Raw genomic sequence first — 19,660 nt, 5'->3', positions numbered from 1 at the left:
CGGGCGAGGGCCCTCGGGCCCTCGGCCCTCCCGTCAGGTCGCGGCCCTCCCGTCAAGGCCAGGGCCCTCCCGTCAGGTCAGGGACCGTGCCGTCCCCTCACTCTCTTCGGCTGCCGGCGGGGCCACCGAAGATCCCACCGGAGTCGTTGTCGCCGGTGTCGCCGGTATCACCCGTGTCACCGCCCGGTCCTCCGCCCGGGCCGTCCGTTCCGCCGTTGCCGTTGCCACCGTTGTTGTTCCCGCCGTTGTCCTGGTCGTCGTCACACCTCGGATCGAGCGGAGGGCAGGACGAGTTCGACGAGGACGGGGAGTTCGACGGCGATTCCGAGGGCTCGTCGGACGGCGTCTCGCTGGGCTTCTCGGACGGGGACGGCGGTGCCGAGGTCTCGGTCGGTGTCGGATCGGGGCTCGCGCCGTCGCCGTAGACCTTCTCGCCGATCGGCTCCGGCACCGGGAAGTCCTTGACCTCGGTGCCCTTCAGGGCCTCCTTCATGTACTTCGTCCAGATCTCGGCCGGGAAGGAGGCGCCGTGGATGGACTTCTGGCCGCCCACGCCATACATCTTCAGGAACTTCTGCGACTTGGCCTTGTCGTCGACCCGCCACATGCCGACCGAGGTGGACAGCTGCGGGGTGTAGCCGGTGAACCAGGCCGACCTGTTGTCGTCCGTGGTACCCGTCTTGCCCGCCGCCGGGCGGCCCAGGGCCCTCGCCGTGGTACCGGTGCCCTTCTGGACCACGGTCTCCAGCATGTTGGTGATGTTGTCGGCGACCGGCCGGTCGAAGGCCGGCTTGGTCTGCTTCTTGTGCTGGTACTCGACCTTGCCCTTCCGCTCGACCTTGGTGACCGAGTAGGGCTCGGCGTGCGTACCGCTGGTGGCGAAGGTGCCGTAGGCGCTGGCCATCCGGATGGCGCTCGGCGCCGAGGTGCCGAGGGAGAAGGTGGGGGTGGTCTTGGCGAGGCTGTCCTCGTTGACGCCCGCGTCCAGTGACGCCTGCTTCACCTTGTCGAGGCCGACGTCCATGCCCAGCTGGATGAAGGGGGTGTTCACCGAGAACTGCATGGCCGTCCGCAGGGTGATCATCCCGCGGCTCTCATTGCCGTCGTTCCTCTGGTGCCACTCCTTGCCGTCCTTGTCGTGCCAGACGCTGCCGTCGTAGTTCCGGAGTTTCACCTTGTTGTCGCCGTTGTAGATGCTCTTCGGCGAGACCTTGGTGCGCATGTCCGGGCCCTGCACCTCCGGGCCGTCCGGATCGCGCACCCCGTCCCGCATCGCCGCGGCCATCACGAACGGCTTGAACGTGGAGCCCACCTGGACACCGGTGTAGTCGGCGTTGTTCCTGAAGTGCGTGGTCGCGTCGGCGCCGCCGTAGATGGCCTCGATCGCGCCGTCATGCGGCCGTACGGAGGCCCCGCCGAACTGCACATACTTGTCGACATCGCGCTTGTCCGGGTCGATGTTCTCCTTCCGGACCTGCTCGACGGTCTTCCGCAGCTTGGTCACCTTCTTCTTGTCGAAGGTGGTGTGGATGCGGTAGCCGCCCTGCTTGAGCTGGCGCTCGGAGATGCCGCTGCCGGTGGAGTCGTTGGTGATGTAGTTGTTCGCCAGGTCCACCAGATAGCCGATCTGCCCCTTGAGCTGGGTCGACTTCTTCGGGTCCTTGGGCATCGGGAAGCCCTTGTCCTTGATCGCGTCGCGGGTGGACTTCTTCATCTTGCCGATGGCCACCTCGCGGTCCAGCGTCCAGGACCAGCGGGCCTCGGCCCGCTTGCGGTTCTTCTCCGGGGTGGCGGCCGAGCCGACACCGCCCGCCGGGTCGTAGAGGTTCGGCCCGTTCAGCGTGGCGGCCAGGAAGGCGCTCTGACTGGCGCTGAGCTGATTCGCGTCCACCCGGTAGTAGGCCTGCGCCGCGGCCTGGATGCCGTAGGCGCCGCGCCCGTAGTAGCCGGTGTTGAGATAGCCGGCGAGGATGTCCTTCTTCTCCATCTTCGCGCCGACCTTGACGGAGATCAGCAGCTCCTTGGCCTTACGCGCGATGGTCTGCGACTGATCCAGGTAGGTGTTCTTCACATACTGCTGGGTGATGGTGGAGCCGGACTGGGTCTCACCGCCCATCGCCATCCGGCCTATCGCCCGCGCGATACCCATCGGGTCGACGCCGCTGTCCTGGTAGAAGGACTCGTTCTCGGCGGCGATGACGGCCCACTGCATGGACTCGGGGATCTCGTTGATGCCGACGATCTGCCGGTTGTGGTCACCACCGCCGGCGACCACCATCTGGGTGCCGTCTTTCCAGTAGTAGACGTTCTTCTCCTGCTTGGCGGCCAGCTTCGGGTTCGGGATGTCCACGAGAGCCAGGGCGATCCCCGCCAGGCCCACCATCAGCGCGAAGAAGCCGAAGCACAGTCCCGTGACCAGCTTCCAGGACGGGATCCAGCGCCGTACGCCGTACTTGCCCGCGCGTGGGTAGTCGATGAAGCGCTTGCGCTCGGGTGCCCCGCGCCCGCGGCCCCGGCCGCCGCCACCGCGGCGGCCGCCCTGTGCGCCGGCCGCCGCCGCGGCGGCGCGCCGTCGTCCGCCGCCCTGTGCGGCTCTCCTGGCCTCCGCGCGGCCACCGTGTCCGGGCGCGCCCGACTCCGACCGGTGGCCTTGCGCAGCTCGGCGGCCGTACCCGTCGGGGCCCGGTGTGGAGGGCGGTGCCTGCCCGCCCCCGCGCGATGCTGCGCGACGACCGGGCGACGGTGGCGGCTGCGCCGCACGACGGCCGCGCCCCTGCGGCGGCTTTCGACGGTTTCCGCTCATTGGAACAGCTACTCCTCGGGCAGGCGGCCCTTGCGCCTGAAGGTGGCAGTTGGCATCTGGTCCCCCCGAGTGCGCCGGGATGGAAGGACCAGGCCCGGGCGCACTGCACCGGGGACGAGGACGCTCACTCGCATCGCATGGTTCCCGGTGGTCTGCACAGCGGACAGACTACGCAGCTCCAAAACCTTCCTTAGGCCGTATTCGCCTCAATCGACGCAAAGGTACTGCGGTGAATCGGTGATGTGAGTCCCTTCACCGACCCCCCTCTTGTCGCTTCCGAAGCAGCGTTCTATCGTCGAGATGTATCGAGTCGATACATCAGAGCGAGACACGTGCAACGACCCGCGCAGAGCCACGTGCCAAGACATGTGCGGGACGAGCGGTAGTGGACGGAGGTGGGCGACGATGAGCAGGCGCTCAGGCGTTCTCGAGTTCGCCGTACTCGGTCTGCTGCGCGAGTCACCGATGCACGGGTACGAGCTGCGCAAGCGGCTCAACACCTCGCTCGGCGTCTTCCGTGCCTTCAGCTACGGCTCGCTCTACCCATGCCTCAAAGCGCTGGTACAGCGCGGCTGGCTGGTGGAGGAGCCGAGCGGGCAGCCGGAGGAGCAGCAGCCCGCACGCGCACAGGCGGCACCGCTCGCCGGGCGCCGGGCGAAGATCGTCTACCGGCTGACGGCCGAGGGCAAGGAGCACTTCGAGGACCTCCTCTCCCAGACGGGTCCCGACACCTGGGAGGACGAGCACTTCGGCGTCCGCTTCGCGTTCTTCGGCCAGACCTCGCGCGATGTCCGCATGCGTGTGCTGGAAGGACGCCGCAGCCGGCTGGAGGAGCGGCTCGCGAAGATGCGCGCCTCTCTCGCCCGTACGCGCGAGCGCCTCGACGACTACACGCTCGAACTGCAGCGCCACGGGATGGAATCCGTGGAGCGCGAGGTCCGCTGGCTCAGCGAACTCATCGAGAGCGAGCGGAACGGGACCGAGCGTTCGGGGCGCCCGGCGCGGGAGACCGGTCCGGACCGTCCAGCGCCGGGTCCGTCCGACAACACCGACACATGAGGCCGCGTTCCGTCGCGCGCCTCAGCGAGTACACACAGGGAGCAACCGGAATGGGTTCGGTTCGCGTAGCCATCGCCGGCGTGGGCAACTGCGCCGCATCGCTGGTCCAGGGCGTCGAGTACTACAAGGACGCCGACCCGGACGCCAGGGTGCCGGGTCTGATGCACGTCCAGTTCGGCGACTACCACGTGCGCGACATCGAGTTCGTCGCCGCCTTCGACGTCGACGGCAAGAAGGTGGGCCTCGACCTGGCCGACGCCATCGGCGCCAGCGAGAACAACACCATCAAGATCTGCGACGTGCCGCCCACCGGCATCTCCGTGCAGCGCGGCCACACCTACGACGGTCTGGGCAAGTACTACCGGGAGACCATCGAGGAGTCCGACGCCGCCCCCGTCGACGTCGTTCAGGCGCTCAAGGACTCCCAGGCCGACGTCCTGGTGTGCTACCTGCCCGTCGGCTCCCAGTCGGCCGTCGAGTTCTACGCGCAGTGCGCCATCGACGCCGGGGTCGCCTTCGTCAACGCGCTGCCCGTCTTCATCGCGGGCACCAAGGAGTGGGCGGACAAGTTCACCGCCGCCGGTGTGCCGATCGTCGGTGACGACATCAAGTCGCAGGTCGGCGCCACCATCACCCACCGTGTGATGGCCAAGCTGTTCGAGGACCGCGGTGTGATCCTGGACCGCACGATGCAGCTGAACGTCGGCGGCAACATGGACTTCAAGAACATGCTGGAGCGGGAGCGGCTGGAGTCCAAGAAGATCTCCAAGACGCAGGCCGTCACCTCGCAGATCCCCGACCGGGACCTGGGCGCCGACAATGTGCACATCGGTCCCTCGGACTTCGTCGCCTGGCTCGACGACCGCAAGTGGGCCTACGTGCGGCTGGAGGGGCGCGCCTTCGGTGACGTTCCGCTGAACCTCGAGTACAAGCTGGAGGTGTGGGACTCGCCCAACTCGGCGGGTGTCATCATCGACGCGCTGCGTGCCGCGAAGATCGCCAAGGACCGCGGTATCGGCGGCCCGATCCTGTCCGCGTCGTCGTACTTCATGAAGTCGCCGCCGGTGCAGTACTTCGACGACGTCGCGCGCCAGAACGTGCAGGACTTCATCGAGGGCAAGGCCGAGCGCTGAGCGCTGGCCGCTGCGGCTTAGCCGATGAAGGGGCCCGGGGATTCGTCCCCGGGCCCCTCAGTTCGCCAGGAAGGGGCTGCCCCTGGCGGTGTGTCGCGGGCTGCGGGCGCGTCGTGGCTGGTCGCGCCGTTCCCCGCGCCCCCTTCGGGGCTCTCAGCGATCCACCGTGCGGTCCACCGTCGTGGTCGTGTGGCGCAGGATCGCCGTCAGCTCCTCGCCCACGTGCGGCTCGTGGGCGTCCGAGGGGACGAAGAGGATGGAGACCTGCATGTGCGGGGGCTCCGCGAACCAGCGCTGCTTGCCGGCCCAGACGAACGGGGAGAGGTTGCGGTTGACGGTGGCCAGGCCCGCGCGGGCCACACCCTTGGCGCGGGGCGTGATGCCGTGCAGCGCCTTGGGGGACTCCAGGCCCACACCGTGCGAGGTGCCGCCCGCGACGACGACCAGCCAGCCGTCGCCCGACGCCTTGGCCTGTCGGTAGCCGAACCGCTCACCCTTGGCGATCCGGGTGACGTCCAGGATGGCGCCGCGGTACTCGGTGGCGGCGTGGTCGCCCAGCCACAGCCGGGTGCCGATCCGGGCCCGGAAGCGGGTCTGCGGGAACTGCTGCTGGAGGACGGCGAACTCCTCCGGCTTCAGATGGCTGACGAACATCGTCTCCAGCGGCAGCCGCGCCGCCCGCAGCCGGTCCATCCAGCCGATGACCTCCTCGACCGCGTCCGAGCCGTCGGCCCGGTCCAGGGGCAGATGGATGGCGAAGCCCTCCAGGCGGACCTCGTCGATGGCGGCGTGCAGCCGCGGCAGGTCCTGCTCGGTGACACCGTGCCGCTTCATGCTGCTCATCACCTCGATGACGACCCGGGCGCCGCGCATGAGGCCCACGCCCTCCACCGAGGAGACCGAGCGGATGGCCCGGTCGGGCAGCGGCACCGGCTCCTCGTCCTTGCGGAACGGGGTGAGCACCAGCAGGTCGCCGCCGAACAGGTCCTTGGTGCGGGCCGCCTCGTAGGTCGTACCGACGGCCAGTATGTCGGCCCCGAACTTGGTGGCCTCGTCCGCCAGACGCTCGTGGCCGAAGCCGTAGCCGTTGCCCTTGCAGACCGGAACGATGCCCGGGAACTGCTGAATCACCGTCTGCTGGTGCGCCCGCCAGCGATCGGTGTCGACATAGAGGGAGAGCGCCATGGCCGGTACGGAACCTTTCTGGTGGGGTCTCGGGATGTCAGGCGTTTCAGCGCGTGTCTGGCGCGGGGTGCGCGTCAGCGTCGCGACATATACATGTCGAGCGCCTTGTGCAGCAGCTTGTTGAGCGGGAAGTCCCACTCACCGAGGTACTCGGCCGCCTGCCCACCGGTGCCGACCTTGAACTGGATCAGGCCGAACAGGTGGTCGTTCTCGTCCAGGGAGTCGCTGATGCCGCGCAGGTCGTACACGCTCGCACCCAGTGCGTAGGCGTCCTGGAGCATCCGCCACTGCATCGCGTTGGAGGGCCGCACCTCGCGCTTGTGGTTGGCCGAGGCGCCGTAGGAGTACCAGACGTGACCGCCGACGACGAGCATCGTGGCGGCCGAGATGCGCTCGCCCTCGTGCTCGGCGAAGTACAGCCGCATCCGCTGCGGGTCCTCGGCGTTCAGGACGTTCCACATCCGCTGGAAGTACGCCTTGGGGCGGGGCCGGAACTTGTCGCGCTCGGCGGTGATCTCGTACAGCCGCTGCCACTCGTCCAGGTCGTACGGGTTGGCCATGTTGCCCTGGACCACCTGCACGCCGGCCTTGTCGGCCTTCTTGATGTTGCGGCGCCACAGCTGGTTGAAGCTCTTGTGCACGTCCTCCAGGGAGCGGCCCTCCAGCGGGACCTGGAAGACATAGCGCGGCTGTACGTCGCCGAAGCCCGCGCCGCCGTCCTCGCCCTGCTGCCAGCCCATCTTGCGCAGCTTGTCGGCGACCTCGAAGGCGCGCGGCTCGATATGGGTGGCCTCGATGTCCCGCAGCCGCTTGACGTCCTGGTCCTGGATGCCCTTCTTGATGGCAGCCGCGTCCCAGCGCCGGATCACCACGGGCGGGCCCATCTTCACGGAGAAGGCGCCCTGCTTCTTGAGGTGGTCGAGCATCGGGCGCAGCCACTCGTCCAGGTTGGGCGCGTACCAGTTGATCACCGGGCCCTCGGGCAGGTAGGCGAGGTAGCGCTTGACCTTCGGCAGCTGCCGGTAGAGCACCAGCCCGGCCCCCACCATCTGACCCGTGCGCTCGTCGAACCAGCCCAGGTTCTCCGCGCGCCACTCGTTCTTGACGTCCGCCCAGGCGGGCACCTGACAGTGGCTTGCCGACGGCAGGCTCTGGATATACGCCAGATGCTGCTCTCGGCTGACGGTCCTCAGGGTCAGGCTCATGGCGGGACGCTCCTCCGGCGAACTGACTGATGCTCGCCGGAAGCCTACTGTGCCCCGCAACGCCCCGTTCGGCCCAGGGGCAGGCCCGGTGAGGCGGTTCCGCGCCCCGCCCCCCGGGCTGCCGTGGTGGCCGCGCTACGGCACGAGACCGCCGTGCGCCACACCCAGATAGAAGCCGACCGCCGCGGCACCGAGCCCGATGATCGTGACGAAGCGTTCACCCGTGGTCGCCGAGATGTACTGGCCCCAGGCTCCGGTGAGGATCCCGGCCAGGCCCGTCCACGAGCCGAGTACATGCAGCCCCGGCCACCACGCGGAGATCACGGCGACCAGCCCCAGCAGCATGGTGACGGCCGCGAAGGAGTTCTCCACGGGATGCCGCTTGCCGTCGGAGTTCAGGTAGGAGAGAGGATGGTTCCAGCGCACTGCCTGTGCCATGTACGGCACCTCCCGACACAGCTCCTGACAGTGTGACGCGGCCCCTGGCGGGTGACGCGGCTCCTGACGGAGCGCGACGCGAACTGTAACGCCGCTCACATCTGTGGTGTCCAGATTGCTCCGGGTTGCCCCCGGATTTCAACCGGAAGGCCGCAGCCAGGTAGGCTGGCCCGTCTGCGCCCCTATGGGTGCGGAAACGCATCACGACCCTCCTGCCACGGAACGACCGTGGCCGCTGAGTCCAGAGGAGGTGGGTTCCACATGCGTCACTACGAGGTGATGGTCATCCTCGACCCCGATCTGGAGGAGCGCGCTGTCTCCCCCCTGATCGAGAGCTTCCTTTCCGTCGTCCGCGAGGGCGACGGCAAGGTCGAGAAGGTCGACACCTGGGGCCGTCGTCGTCTCTCCTACGAGATCAACAAGAAGCCCGAGGGCATCTACTCGGTCATCGACCTGCAGGCCGAGCCCGCTGTGGTCAAGGAGCTCGACCGGCAGATGAACCTCAACGAGTCCGTGCTGCGGACCAAGGTCCTCCGCCCGTCGACCCACTGAGGCCGACTCCCGAGTAGCCCCGAACACCGGGCATCACGCACCACAGCTCCACCGAGCACCACCAGGCACCACAGCAGCCAGCAGCACGCCGAGAGGTTCACCCATGGCAGGCGAGACCGTCATCACGGTCGTCGGCAATCTCGTCGACGACCCCGAGCTGCGCTTCACCCCCTCCGGTGCGGCGGTCGCGAAGTTCCGTGTCGCGTCCACCCCCCGCACCTTCGACCGGCAGACCAACGAGTGGAAGGACGGCGAGAGCCTGTTCCTGACCTGCTCGGTCTGGCGGCAGGCGGCGGAGAACGTCGCCGAGTCCCTCACCAAGGGCACCCGCGTCATCGTGCAGGGCCGCCTCAAGCAGCGCTCGTACGAGGACCGTGAGGGGATCAAGCGCACGGTCTACGAGCTGGACGTCGACGAGGTCGGCGCCAGCCTCCGCAACGCCACGGCCAAGGTCACCAAGACCACGGGCCGCGGCGGTCAGGGCGGCGGCTTCGGCGGTGGCGGCGGCCAGGGCGGCGCCTGGGGCAGTGCCCCTGGTGGACCTGGCGGTCCTGGTGGTCCTGGCGGCCAGCAGGGCGGCGGCGCCCCCGGGGGCGACCCGTGGGCCACGGGCGCTCCGGCCGGTGGCGGCCAGGGTGGCGGTGGCGGCTGGGGCGGTGGCCCCGGCGGCAACGGTGGCGGCTACTCGGACGAGCCACCCTTCTGAGCAAAACTCATAGGAGTAGAGACATGGCGAAGCCGCCTGCTCGCAAGCCGAAGAAGAAGGTTTGCGTGTTCTGCAAGGAGAAGATCTCCTACGTCGACTACAAGGACACGAACCTGCTGCGGAAGTTCATTTCCGACCGCGGCAAGATCCGTGCCCGCCGGGTCACCGGCAACTGCACCCAGCACCAGCGCGACGTCGCCACGGCTGTCAAGAACAGCCGTGAGATGGCGCTGCTGCCCTACACCTCGACCGCGCGCTAAGGGAAGGGTGACCACATCATGAAGATCATCCTGACCAATGAGGTCTCCGGCCTCGGTGCCGCCGGCGATGTCGTCGAGGTGAAGGACGGCTACGCCCGCAACTACCTGGTCCCGCGCGGTTTCGCGATCCGCTGGACCAAGGGTGGCGAGAAGGACGTCGAGCAGATCCGCCGCGCCCGCAAGATCCGCGAGATCGCGACGATCGAGCAGGCCAACGAGGTCAAGTCGCAGCTCGAGGGCCTGCGCGTCGGCCTCAAGGTGCGGGCCGGGGAGCAGGGCCGGCTGTTCGGCTCCGTCACCCCGGCGGACATCGCCGAGGCCATCAAGGCCTCGGGCGGCCCAGACGTGGACAAGCGCCGCATCGAGGTGGGCTCGCCCATCAAGTCGCTCGGCGCCCACCAGGTCACCGTGCGGCTGTACGCCGATGTGACCGCCACGGTCGACGTCGACGTCGCGGCCGGCTGACACCGCGCTCGGCCTGAGCCGATGAGAGGGCGTACCCCGTGAGGGGTGCGCCCTCCGTCATTCGTGGGCTTCGCCCCCGTGGCGCTCGGGCAGTCTGCTCCCCCAGCCTCCGGCCGGGAGGTGCCCCCAGGGGCGCAAGGTGGGCAAGCGCGGCACCGTGCGCCGGGTACGTTGCAGTCTGTGGAGCCGTCGTTGCCAGCTCACGCGCGCACCGCGCCCGTCACCGCCCACCGTCCCGAGCGGGCCCGCAGGGCGAGGGTCACCAGCCGGGTGCCCATCATCAGCCCGGCGATGGTCCACCACAGCGCCGTGAGCCCGCCGCCCAGCGCCGGCACCGCCAAGGCCACCGGAGCGAAGGCGGCCAGCGTCACCAGCATGGCGCCCGCCAGATAGGGCCCGTCACCGGCTCCCATCAGCACGCCGTCGAGCACGAACACCACCCCGGCGATGGGCTGGGTGACGGCGACGACCAGCAGCACCGGCGTCAACTGGTCGATCACGGACTGGTCCGTGGTGAAGATCGGCATGAACAGCGGCCGTACCAGTGCGACCAGTGCCCCCAGCACCGCCCCGGACACCACGCCCCACAGCACCATCCTGCGGCACGCCGCCTTCGCCCCCGCCACGTCGGAGGCGCCGAGGTAGCGGCCGATGATGGCCTGCCCCGCGATGGCGATGGCGTCCAGGGCGAAGGCCAGCAGCGACCACAGGGTCAAGGTGATCTGATGGGCCGCGATGTCGGCGTCCCCCAACCGGGCCGCTACCGCCGTGGCGATCATCAGCACGGCACGCAGCGAGAGCGTACGGACCAGCAACGGCACTCCGGCCCGTCCGCTGGCGCGGATTCCGGCGAGGTCGGGCCGCAAGGTGGCGCCGTGCCGTCGCGCTGCCCGCACCACGACGGTCAGATAGACGGCAGCCATGCCCCACTGGGCGAGCACCGTTCCCCAGGCGGAGCCCGCGATACCGAGCCCGGCGCCGTAGACGAGCAGCGCGTTGAGCGCGGCGTTGGCACTGAACCCGCCGACGGCGACGTACAGCGGGGTCTTGGTGTCCTGGAGCCCGCGCAGCACACCGGTCGCGGCGAGGACGACGAGCATGGCGGGGATGCCGAGCGCGCTGATCCGCAGATAGGTGGTGCCGTACGGGGCGGCGGTCGCGGAGGCGCCGAACGCGTCGACGAGCCAGGGCGCTGTCGGCACCACAGTGGCGATGACCAGAGCGCCGAGGATGAGCGCGAGCCAGATGCCGTCCAGCCCTTGGCGGAGTGCGGCGGGCAGATCTCCGGCACCGAGCCGCCGGGCGACGGCGGCGGTGGTGGCGTAGGCGAGGAAGACGAAGATGTTGACGCCGGTCTGGAGGAGCGCCGCGGCGACGCCGAGTCCGGCGAGCTGGGGAGTGCCGAGATGTCCGACGATGGCGCTGTCGGCCATCACGAAGAGGGGTTCCGCGACGAGCGCGCCGAAGGCGGGGAGGGCGAGCGCGATGATCTCACGGTCGTGGCGTCGCACGGCGGTGCGCCCGGTCGGGGAAGCGGGGTTCATAGGTTCGATCCAAACATCCACAGGTAATGAGTGCAAGGGTCGTATGACGCTTACTTGACCGTGTACGCGGCAGGCTTGAACACCCTGGGTGATCCTCCCGGGGAGAGAGTGGAGAAGTTTTTTCCCCGCACAGCTCGTGGACGGTAAAGTTGCAGGTCAGACGTGCAGTGGGCGGAGGAGGCAACAGTAATCCACAGCGCTGTCCCCCGACTCGTGCACAGCTTTCGGCAGCTTCTCCACAGGTTGGCCCCGACTGTCCACACCACCCTGTGGATAAGGTGATTGGCTGAACCGTGCGGGCCGCCTACGGTGTACCAGCGTCCGTCCTCCCGTTCCCCCTTCTTCACCGTCGCACCGACGCGCCGTAACCCGGGCCGGGCGGCTCGATTGCCAGCGTTTGTCAGTGCTGTGCCGTAAGACTGTGGCGTACGACGGGACCTGTTGGGAGGACCGGTGGGAGGAGGCGAGGCGGGGTGACACAGCAGCCCGAACACGTGGAAGACCCCTGGGCCGCCGACCTCGCCGCCGAGGAAGGATTCCCGGTCACGGCGCAGGCGCCCCAGCGCCGCAACGGCTCCGGCAACGGGCGTGGCAACGGATACGGCAACGGCTCCCGCAGCGGCCCCGGCGGTGACCGCTCCGCACCGGCCCTCCCCGAGCAGCACGAGCGCGGCCCCGAGGGCCCCGCCGGCGGGTTCGAACGCGTCCCCCCGCAGGACCTGGAGGCGGAGAAGTCCGTCCTCGGCGGCATGCTGCTGTCCAAGGACGCCATTGCCGATGTCGTCGAGGTCCTCAAGGGCAACGACTTCTACCGGCCCGCGCACGAGACGGTCTACCAGGCCATCCTCGACCTCTACGCCAAGGGCGAGCCCGCCGACCCCATCACCGTCACCGCCGAACTGACCCGCCGCGGGGAGATCGCCCGCGTCGGTGGCCCCGGGTACGTCCAGTCACTCGTCCAGGCGGTCCCCACGGCCGCGAACGCCGAGTACTACGCGGAGATCGTCCACGAGCGGGCCATCCTCCGCAGGCTGGTCGAGGCAGGCACCCGCATCACTCAAATGGGTTATGCAGCCGACGGCGACGTGGACGACATCGTCAACGGCGCCCAGGCGGAGATCTACGCCGTCACCGAGCAGCGCACCTCCGAGGACTACCTACCGCTCGGCGACATCATGGAGGGCGCCCTCGACGAGATCGAGGCCATCGGCTCCCGCAGCGGCCAGATGACCGGTGTCCCCACCGGCTTCACCGACCTCGACTCGCTCACCAACGGGCTGCACCCCGGCCAGATGATCGTCATCGCCGCCCGTCCTGCTATGGGCAAGGCCTTGGCGCTGGACACCCCGCTGCCCACGCCGGACGGGTGGACGACGATGGGGGAGGTCCAGGTCGGGGACGAGCTGCTCGACGCACACGGCAAGCCGACCAGGGTCACGGCGGCGACCGACGTCATGACGGACCGCGACTGCTACGAGGTAACGTTCGACGACGGCACCAACGTTGTCGCGGACGCCGAGCACCAGTGGCTGACCGACACCCGCGCCGCACGCCGTGCCGCACAAGAAGCAGCCGCGAAGGGCGACGGGAGAACTCCACGCGTCCTCCCGTCGGTGAGGACCACCCGGGAAATCGCCGATACGCTGCGCTGCCGAACGGCCGACGCCCGGCTCAACCACTCGGTGCGCAACGCGGCGCCCCTGGACCTTCCCGAACAGGACCTCCCCCTCGCGCCGTACCTGCTGGGTGCGTGGCTCGGTGACGGCCACTCCGCCGCCGCCCGCATCACCACGGTCGACCCGGAAGTGCTGCTCAACATCGAGGCCGAGGGGTACCTCACCTCGCCCGTGGGCGAGGCGACGGCGACCTACGGAATCCAACTGGCCGAGCCCCGCCGACGCCCGGCCGAGCGGGTGTGTGTCGTCTGCGGCAGGTCATTCCTCCCCGAGCTCCCACACGTCAGAAGCTGCGGACGCTCCTGTGGCGGCCGGGCACGGTTCGTCTCACCACCGGAGCCGACGACGAACTGTGCCGACTGCGGAAAGCCGTGCCACTCCGCCATGTCCCCTCCGCGCTGCGGAGACTGCTCGCGCACCAAGGGCAGTGTCCAGGCGATCCTCCGTTCCCTGACCGTGCTGGGGAACAAGCACATTCCCCAGAGCTACCTGCGGGCCTCTCAGGCGCAGCGCCGAGCGCTGCTGGCCGGGCTTCTGGACACGGACGGCACCGCGGACAGCACCGGATCCGTCAGCTTCGCCGTGACCAACCGGCGACTGGCCGAGGACTTCCGGGAGCTGGTCGTGAGCCTCGGCTACCGCTGCGGATGGTCGACGCGTCGCGTGCGTGGCCGCAACAACGAGACGTCAACTTCGTACGAAGTCACGTTCACCACGCCCGACGATGTCTTCCGGCTGGAACGCAAGCGGTTGGCGCACAAGGAACGCGGCCGGGACAGCTACCCCCGCACGCCCACCCGGTTCATCACTTCTGTGCGGCCCGTGGCGAGCGTGCCCGTGCGCTGCGTCCAGGTGGACAACGCGGACCATTTGTACCTCGCCACGAGGTCCATGATCCCCACACACAATTCCACCCTCGCTCTGGATTTCGCCCGGGCCTGCTCCATCAAACACGCCATGCCCAGCGTCATCTTCTCGCTGGAGATGGGCCGCAACGAGATCGCGATGCGGCTGCTGTCCGCCGAGGCCAGAGTGGCCCTGCACCATATGCGGTCCGGGTCCATGACGGACGAGGACTGGACGCGGCTGGCGCGGCAGATGCCGCAGGTCACCGACGCCCCCCTCTACATCGACGACTCGCCGAACCTGTCGATGATGGAGATCCGCGCCAAGTGCCGCCGCCTCAAGCAGCGCAACGACCTCCAGATGATCGTCATCGACTACCTCCAGCTGATGCAGACGGGCGGCTCCCGCCGCCCCGAGAGCCGCCAGCAGGAGGTCTCGGAGATGTCCCGTAACCTCAAGCTGCTGGCCAAGGAGTTGGAAGTCCCGGTCATCGCCCTCTCCCAGCTCAACCGCGGCCCCGAACAGCGCACGGACAAGAAGCCGATGGTGTCGGACTTGCGCGAGTCCGGCTGCCTCACGGCTTCCACCCGGGTGCTGCGCGCCGACACCGGCGCGGAGGTGACGATGGGCGAGCTGCTGGAAAGCGGCGAGCGGAACATTCCCGTCTGGTCCGTGGACGAGCAGCTGCGTCTCGTACCCAGGACGATGACGCATGTCTTCCCCAGTGGGGTGAAGGAGGTCTTCCGGCTGAAGCTGGCCTCCGGCCGGGAGATCGAGGCCACCGCCAACCATCCGTTCCTCACGTACGACGGGTGGAAGCCGCTGGGCGAGCTGCCGGTGGGCGCTCGGCTGGCGGTCCCGCGCAGGCTCGAGGCCCCGCAGCGAACCGCGCCCTGGCCGGAGGCGGAGATCGTCATGTTGGCCCATCTGCTGGGCGACGGATGCGTGGCGCCACGCCAGCCGGTGCACTACACGAGCAACGACGAGGCGAACCTGAACGCCGTCGAGGACGCCGCGGCGCACTTCGGAATCGAGCCGCGGCGGGTGAGCCAGGAAAGCTGGTGGCACGTCCACCTGCCGTCGCCGCATCACCTGACGCACGGTCGCCGTAACCCGGTGGCGGCGTGGCTGGACGGCATGGGGCTTTACGGCAAGCGGGCCCACGAGAAGTTCGTCCCGCCCGAGGTCTTCGGGCTGCCGGACGCGCAGGTGCGGCTGTTCCTCCGTCACTTGTGGGCGACGGACGGTTCGGTCACCGTCTCGGCGGCTTCGGGGGCCGTGCGGATCTGCTACGCGACGACCAGTGAGCGTCTTGCCCGGGACCTCCAGCATCTGCTGCTGAGGACCGACATCCGGGCCAGAGTTCGGGCTGTCGGCAACGACAGGGGCCATCCGCAGTGGACGGTCGACGTTTCAGGCGTGGAGGATCAGAAGCGCTTCCTCGAAGAGATCGGCGTTCACGGTGCGCGGGCCAAGCACGTTGTCGCAGCAGAGGAGCGGCTGCGCGAGGTGAAGGCGAACACCAACCTCGACACCGTGCCGCGCGACATCTGGGACACCGTTCGCGCGGTGCTGCGGGAGCAATCGGTCACGACGCGAGCGTTCCAGGCCGCTCCGGGCACGAAGTACTGCGGCAGCGCCCTGTACAAGTCTGCTCCGAGCCGGGCGCGGCTCTCCCGGGTGGCAGACGTTTTCTCGGACGCCGGGCTGGAGATGCTCGCCACCAGCGATGTGTTCTGGGACGAGGTCGTTTCCATCGAAACGGTCGGAGAGCAAGAGGTCTACGACGCCACGGTTCTCGGCACCCACAATTTCGTCGCCAACGGAATCCATGTCCACAACTCCATCGAGCAGGACGCGGACATGGTGATCCTGCTGCACCGCGAGGACGCCTACGAGAAGGAGTCCCCCCGCGCGGGCGAGGCCGACCTGATCGTCGCCAAGCACCGCAACGGCCCCACCGCCACCATCACGGTCGCCTTCCAGGGCCACTACTCCCGCTTCGTGGACATGGCGCAGACCTGACCTGTAGGTGTAGGGCCCAGGATTTCGCGGCACAGTCTCCGCCGCACTGGCACCAGGTTGGCACTTGTGCCAACAGGTCGAAGAGGTCGGCTGAGGCGGTACGCATGGCAGCGCGTGGTATCGCCCGCGGACCGATGACTGCTCCACGAGCCGCGTTCCTCGGCGTACCTCGGCCGCACCAGGCGGCGTCCTGCATCCCACCACAGCAGCCTGCTGGCCATTGGTGCTCGCAGACGCGGGTTCCCAAAGCCGCCGGCACTGCGGTCAGGGCCGCAGTCGCCCGCCCCTCCCGAAACGCAGTCGGAGCCGCTCCACGCAGCACCGAGGTCACAGGTTGGCAGCGCCTAGCACTCCAGCCATAGACCGTGATCTTGTTGCTGGACTGCAGTGGAGAGGGGACAGCGGTCAGTCGTCGACGAGATCGAGCTGGGCAGCACAGGCGTCCGCTACTCGAGTCCTTCGAGACGGCGGGCATCTTTGATCTCGCTGATCCTGGCAGCCGTCATCGGGGTCCACTCCCTCCTGTCTGCAGCGGCACGGAGGGCTTCTCCAACCTCGCTGAGCTTCACGGAGGACAACACGCCCGCCCGCTCGATCAGGTCGTCCCGGGACACGGTGGTCAGCCATGTGCACGGAGTAAAGCCTGGACGGGGGAACGCGAACCGCAGCACGCCTTCGAAGGGCACTCCTTCCGGGGCTCCTACGGCCACTTCAACGCCCAGGCCGCTGATATCGACGCCCGCTGGCGCAACGACCTGCATCGCCTGAAACCCGGATGACTCCTCGTCCGAGAGCAGCACGACCGGGCGTCGCTCATCGAAGTCGACCCACCAGACTTCACCGCGTTGCATGTGTCCTCCTGGCACGAGACGGCGGGCGAACGCTGCGTGCCCCCTGCGGGACATGGAAGGGATGCGGCCCCGTCTGCCCACGTCGTGACCGAGGGGCGGTGAGGACGGGCGCGGCCACCGTTGATCATCGGCGTGGGAAAACTGAAGATCATGCGGTGGTCGCGAGTCACAGCGTAGACCCTGCCCGCTGGCAGGCGGCGTTCGAGGTCCCGGACAGCGGGCCGGTTCGCGCGGGTTGAATCCCGGCGTCGGGCGCGGGAGTTGGTGCTGGGCTGCTGTCGGAACTGCCGCGCGAGAACTGCTGAAGCATCGCCGAGTGAGCCGGGCAGGCCAGTCGCATGGAATGCAGCACCTGCTCGGTCGGGCTAAGTGGGATGCCGACACCGTGCGCGATGACGTGCGCGAGTACGTGCTGCCTGCTCGTCGTTCGGCCCGTGCACGGTGCAGCCCACCGGCTCGGCTGGTCCGACTGGCGACGCCGCCATCAGGCCCGAGCCCAGGTCGGCCATTACGGCCGCCAAGCCGCGAATCAGACCTGAAGATCACGATCTACGGCTGGAGTGCTGGTGAAGTGATCCGTCTCACAGCTCACTCCGTTCTGTCACAGCCGCCGATGGCGCGGTGACTTAAGGCCGAGCACCTGAAAACGGAGGAGGCACCATGACGGGGAACATGCATGTGGTCGTGATCGGTGGCGGATATGCGGGCGTGATGGCCGCGAACCGGCTGACGCAGCGCGACGACGTGACCGTGACGCTGGTCAACCCGCGCCCGGACCTTGTCCACCGGGTCCGCCTGCACCAGCTGGTGGGCGGGTCCGACGACGCGGTCGTCGCCTACCAGGACGTGCTGTCCGAGCGCGTCCGGCTGGTGGTCGACACGGTGACCCGGATCGACGCGGCCGGGCGCAGCGTGCCGCTGGCGGTCGGCGGCACGCTCGACTACGACTACCTGATCTACGCCGTGGGCAGCGGCAGCGCCGAACCGGGCGTGCCCGGAGCCGCTGAGTTCGCCTACCCGATCGCCACCCTGGAGGAGGCCCAGCGGCTCCGGGCGACCCTCGACGCCACGCCTGCGGCGGCCCCCGTGACGGTGGTCGGCGCCGGTCCTACCGGCATCGAGACCGCCGCCGAGCTGGCGGATGCCGGTCGCCGGGTGACCCTGGTCTGTGGCGGCGTGCTCGGCCCGTACCTGCACACGCGGGGCCGACGCTCGGTCGCCAAGCGACTGGCCAAGCTCGGTGTGACGGTGATCGACGGCTCGGATGCGAAGGTGACGGCCGTGTCCCGCGACACCGTGCGGCTCGCCGACAGCCGTGAGCTGCTGAGCGAGGTCACCGTGTGGACCGTGGGCTTCGGCGTTCCCGACCTGGCCGCGCGCAGCGGGCTGAGCACCGACGCCGTGGGCCGGCTGCTCACGGACGAGACGCTGACGAGCGTGGACGACGCGCGGATCCTCGCGGCCGGGGACTCGGCGGCACCGTCGAACCAGCCGCTGCGGATGAGCTGCCTGAACGCCACGCCGCTGGGCGCGCGGGCCGCCGACACCGTGCTCAGCCGACTCGCGGGCAAGCAGCCGGAGACCATCCACCAGGGGTTCTACGCCCAGTGCATCAGCCTCGGCCGGAGCGCCGGCATTTACCAGTTCGCCAACCGGTCGGACGTCGCCGTGTGGCTGCACGTCGACGAAGGCATGGGCGCCAGGATCAAGGAACTGGTCTGCAAGAGCATCCCCGGCCACCTGTCCGGAGAGGCGCACAAGCCCGGTTCGTTCCGCCTGCACCGCGCACCGGGAGGCGTCGCCAAGCGCCGACGGCTACTGCAGGCCAACGGCGCACGCCAGACCGAGGCACCGACCGCTCCCGGCCGGGCGGCCTGACCGGTGCCTGTCTCGAGGGGCTTGCTGTGAACGCACGCGAACGCGGTCGGCCGCCAAGGCCGACCGCGAAGGACGAGGAGAGTGACGAGTGTTGAGCGACGACGCCACCGAACCGGTGACCGAAACGTTCCTCGCCCACCGCAACCTGCTCTTCACCGTTGCCTACGAGGTGCTCGGATCGGCGGCCGACGCCGAGGACGTCCTCCAGGAGACCTGGCTGCAATGGGCCAAGGCCGACCGGGGGCAGGTGCGCGACCAGCGCGCCTTCCTGGTGCGGATCACCACTCGCCAGGCGCTCAACCGGCTGCGTACCGTGAAGCGTCGCCGGGAGGCGTACGTCGGCCCCTGGCTGCCCGAACCACTGATCACCGCGCCGGACGTGGCCGAGGACGTCGAACTCGCCGAGAGCGTGTCGATGGCCCTGATGCTGGTCCTGGAGACGCTGTCACCGACCGAGCGGGCCGTCTTCGTGCTGCGCGAGGTCTTCGACATCGGCTACGAAGAGATCGCCGCCGCCGTCGACAAGAGCCCCGCGGCCGTCCGCCAGATCGCCCACCGCGCACGCCGGCACGTCGACGCCCGGCGCCCCCGCCAGATGGTCTCCTCGAACGAGGGCCAGGCGGTCCTGGAGTCCTTCCGGCGTGCCGTGGAGACCGGGGACCCGCAGGCCCTCCTCGACGTGCTCGCCCCCGAGGTCGTCCTGATGAGCGACGGCGGCGGCCTCAAGCACGCCGCACAGCGGCCGGTGACCGGCGCCGAGCGCGTGGCCCGGATGTTCGCCGGCGGCATCGGCAAGGTCGAAGGCATGTTCACCACCGAACCGACCCTGGTCAACGGCCACCCGGCCCTGCTCGTGCGCATGGGCGGCGAGATCGACGGTGTCATGGCGATCAGTGTCGAGGACGGCCTCATCACCGGCCTCTACTACGTCCGCAACCCCGAGAAACTCTCGCACGTCACGTCCGCGACCCCGCTCACCCTGCGCTGAACACCAGCAGCCCCGACGAGCGGAGGCCAGCCCTCTTCGCCAAGGG

Annotated in this window: 15 protein-coding genes and 1 pseudogene; 10 read left to right on the top strand and 6 right to left on the bottom strand. The window is 69.0% G+C overall.

Going from position 1 to position 19,660, the window contains the following annotated elements; translation table 11 throughout:
* Positions 1 to 97 precede the first annotated feature (97 nt).
* The gene (locus JW613_RS03995) at positions 98 to 2,803 is read right to left on the bottom strand and encodes a transglycosylase domain-containing protein (RefSeq protein WP_209209324.1); all 2,706 of its coding nucleotides are present in this window, start codon (positions 2,801 to 2,803) and stop codon (positions 98 to 100) included.
* Between the two features lie 405 nt (positions 2,804 to 3,208).
* Between JW613_RS03995 and JW613_RS03990 the strand changes: the two genes are divergently transcribed.
* A complete protein-coding gene (locus tag JW613_RS03990) occupies positions 3,209 to 3,862 on the top strand; it encodes a PadR family transcriptional regulator (RefSeq protein ID WP_099882779.1) in 654 nt (217 codons plus the stop codon).
* Positions 3,863 to 3,912: 50 nt separating this feature from the next.
* Positions 3,913 to 4,995 (top strand): inositol-3-phosphate synthase, encoded by a 1,083-nt coding sequence (locus JW613_RS03985; RefSeq protein ID WP_209209323.1) that lies wholly within the window; start codon positions 3,913 to 3,915, stop codon positions 4,993 to 4,995.
* Between the two features lie 153 nt (positions 4,996 to 5,148).
* On the opposite strand, the gene JW613_RS03980 is transcribed toward JW613_RS03985, so the two are convergent.
* The 3 genes from JW613_RS03980 to JW613_RS03970 all read right to left on the bottom strand — a co-directional run bounded on the left by JW613_RS03980 (position 5,149) and on the right by JW613_RS03970 (position 7,823).
* The gene (locus JW613_RS03980; protein ID WP_209209322.1) at positions 5,149 to 6,180 is read right to left on the bottom strand and encodes an alanine racemase; all 1,032 of its coding nucleotides are present in this window, start codon (positions 6,178 to 6,180) and stop codon (positions 5,149 to 5,151) included.
* Positions 6,181 to 6,254: 74 nt separating this feature from the next.
* Entirely contained in the window at positions 6,255 to 7,385 is a 1,131-nt protein-coding gene (locus JW613_RS03975; RefSeq protein WP_099882774.1) for a lipid II:glycine glycyltransferase FemX, read from the bottom strand.
* A gap of 135 nt (positions 7,386 to 7,520) precedes the next feature.
* A complete protein-coding gene (locus JW613_RS03970) occupies positions 7,521 to 7,823 on the bottom strand; it encodes a hypothetical protein (protein ID WP_099882772.1) in 303 nt (100 codons plus the stop codon).
* 261 nt (positions 7,824 to 8,084) lie between these two features.
* Here JW613_RS03970 and rpsF point away from each other — a divergent pair, with 261 nt between their 5' ends.
* The 4 genes from rpsF (at position 8,085) to rplI (ending at position 9,806) form a co-directional block, all read left to right on the top strand.
* Entirely contained in the window at positions 8,085 to 8,375 is a 291-nt protein-coding gene (gene rpsF / locus JW613_RS03965; RefSeq protein WP_185017594.1) for a 30S ribosomal protein S6, read from the top strand.
* Positions 8,376 to 8,478: 103 nt separating this feature from the next.
* Positions 8,479 to 9,081 carry a single-stranded DNA-binding protein gene (locus JW613_RS03960; protein WP_209209321.1) on the top strand — a complete coding sequence of 201 codons (603 nt, stop codon included), beginning with the start codon at positions 8,479 to 8,481 and terminating at the stop codon, positions 9,079 to 9,081.
* Positions 9,082 to 9,104: 23 nt separating this feature from the next.
* The gene (gene rpsR / locus JW613_RS03955; protein WP_003978893.1) at positions 9,105 to 9,341 is read left to right on the top strand and encodes a 30S ribosomal protein S18; all 237 of its coding nucleotides are present in this window, start codon (positions 9,105 to 9,107) and stop codon (positions 9,339 to 9,341) included.
* 18 nt (positions 9,342 to 9,359) lie between these two features.
* Positions 9,360 to 9,806 (top strand): 50S ribosomal protein L9, encoded by a 447-nt coding sequence (gene rplI / locus JW613_RS03950; protein ID WP_209209320.1) that lies wholly within the window; start codon positions 9,360 to 9,362, stop codon positions 9,804 to 9,806.
* A gap of 200 nt (positions 9,807 to 10,006) precedes the next feature.
* Here rplI and JW613_RS03945 read toward each other — a convergent pair whose 3' ends face one another.
* Complete coding sequence (locus JW613_RS03945; protein WP_209209319.1) at positions 10,007 to 11,350, bottom strand: MATE family efflux transporter; 1,344 nt, start codon at positions 11,348 to 11,350, stop codon at positions 10,007 to 10,009.
* A 473-nt stretch (positions 11,351 to 11,823) separates the two neighbouring features.
* Here JW613_RS03945 and JW613_RS03940 point away from each other — a divergent pair, with 473 nt between their 5' ends.
* Positions 11,824 to 15,897: a replicative DNA helicase gene (locus tag JW613_RS03940; RefSeq protein ID WP_209209318.1), complete on the top strand. Its 4,074-nt coding sequence runs from the start codon at positions 11,824 to 11,826 to the stop codon at positions 15,895 to 15,897.
* A gap of 446 nt (positions 15,898 to 16,343) precedes the next feature.
* Here the strand turns inward: JW613_RS03940 and JW613_RS03935 are convergent, their stop codons facing one another.
* The gene (locus tag JW613_RS03935; protein ID WP_209209317.1) at positions 16,344 to 16,748 is read right to left on the bottom strand and encodes a type II toxin-antitoxin system PemK/MazF family toxin; all 405 of its coding nucleotides are present in this window, start codon (positions 16,746 to 16,748) and stop codon (positions 16,344 to 16,346) included.
* 155 nt (positions 16,749 to 16,903) lie between these two features.
* Here JW613_RS03935 and JW613_RS03930 point away from each other — a divergent pair.
* The 3 genes and pseudogenes from JW613_RS03930 to JW613_RS03920 form a co-directional block, all read left to right on the top strand.
* Positions 16,904 to 17,163: pseudogene (locus tag JW613_RS03930) on the top strand (IS701 family transposase); the annotation flags it as partial.
* A gap of 245 nt (positions 17,164 to 17,408) precedes the next feature.
* Positions 17,409 to 18,626, top strand: coding sequence for an NAD(P)/FAD-dependent oxidoreductase (locus tag JW613_RS03925; RefSeq protein WP_209209316.1), 1,218 nt, complete (start codon positions 17,409 to 17,411; stop codon positions 18,624 to 18,626).
* Positions 18,627 to 18,717: 91 nt separating this feature from the next.
* Complete coding sequence (locus JW613_RS03920; protein ID WP_209209315.1) at positions 18,718 to 19,614, top strand: RNA polymerase sigma-70 factor; 897 nt, start codon at positions 18,718 to 18,720, stop codon at positions 19,612 to 19,614.
* The last annotated feature ends 46 nt before the right edge of the window (positions 19,615 to 19,660 follow it).

The organism is Streptomyces smyrnaeus, assembly GCF_017676345.1.
Taxonomy (GTDB): Bacteria; Actinomycetota; Actinomycetes; order Streptomycetales; family Streptomycetaceae; genus Streptomyces; species Streptomyces smyrnaeus.
The sequence above is the reverse complement of the archived record's forward strand: the minus strand, read 5'-3'. Positions and strand labels throughout refer to the sequence as shown.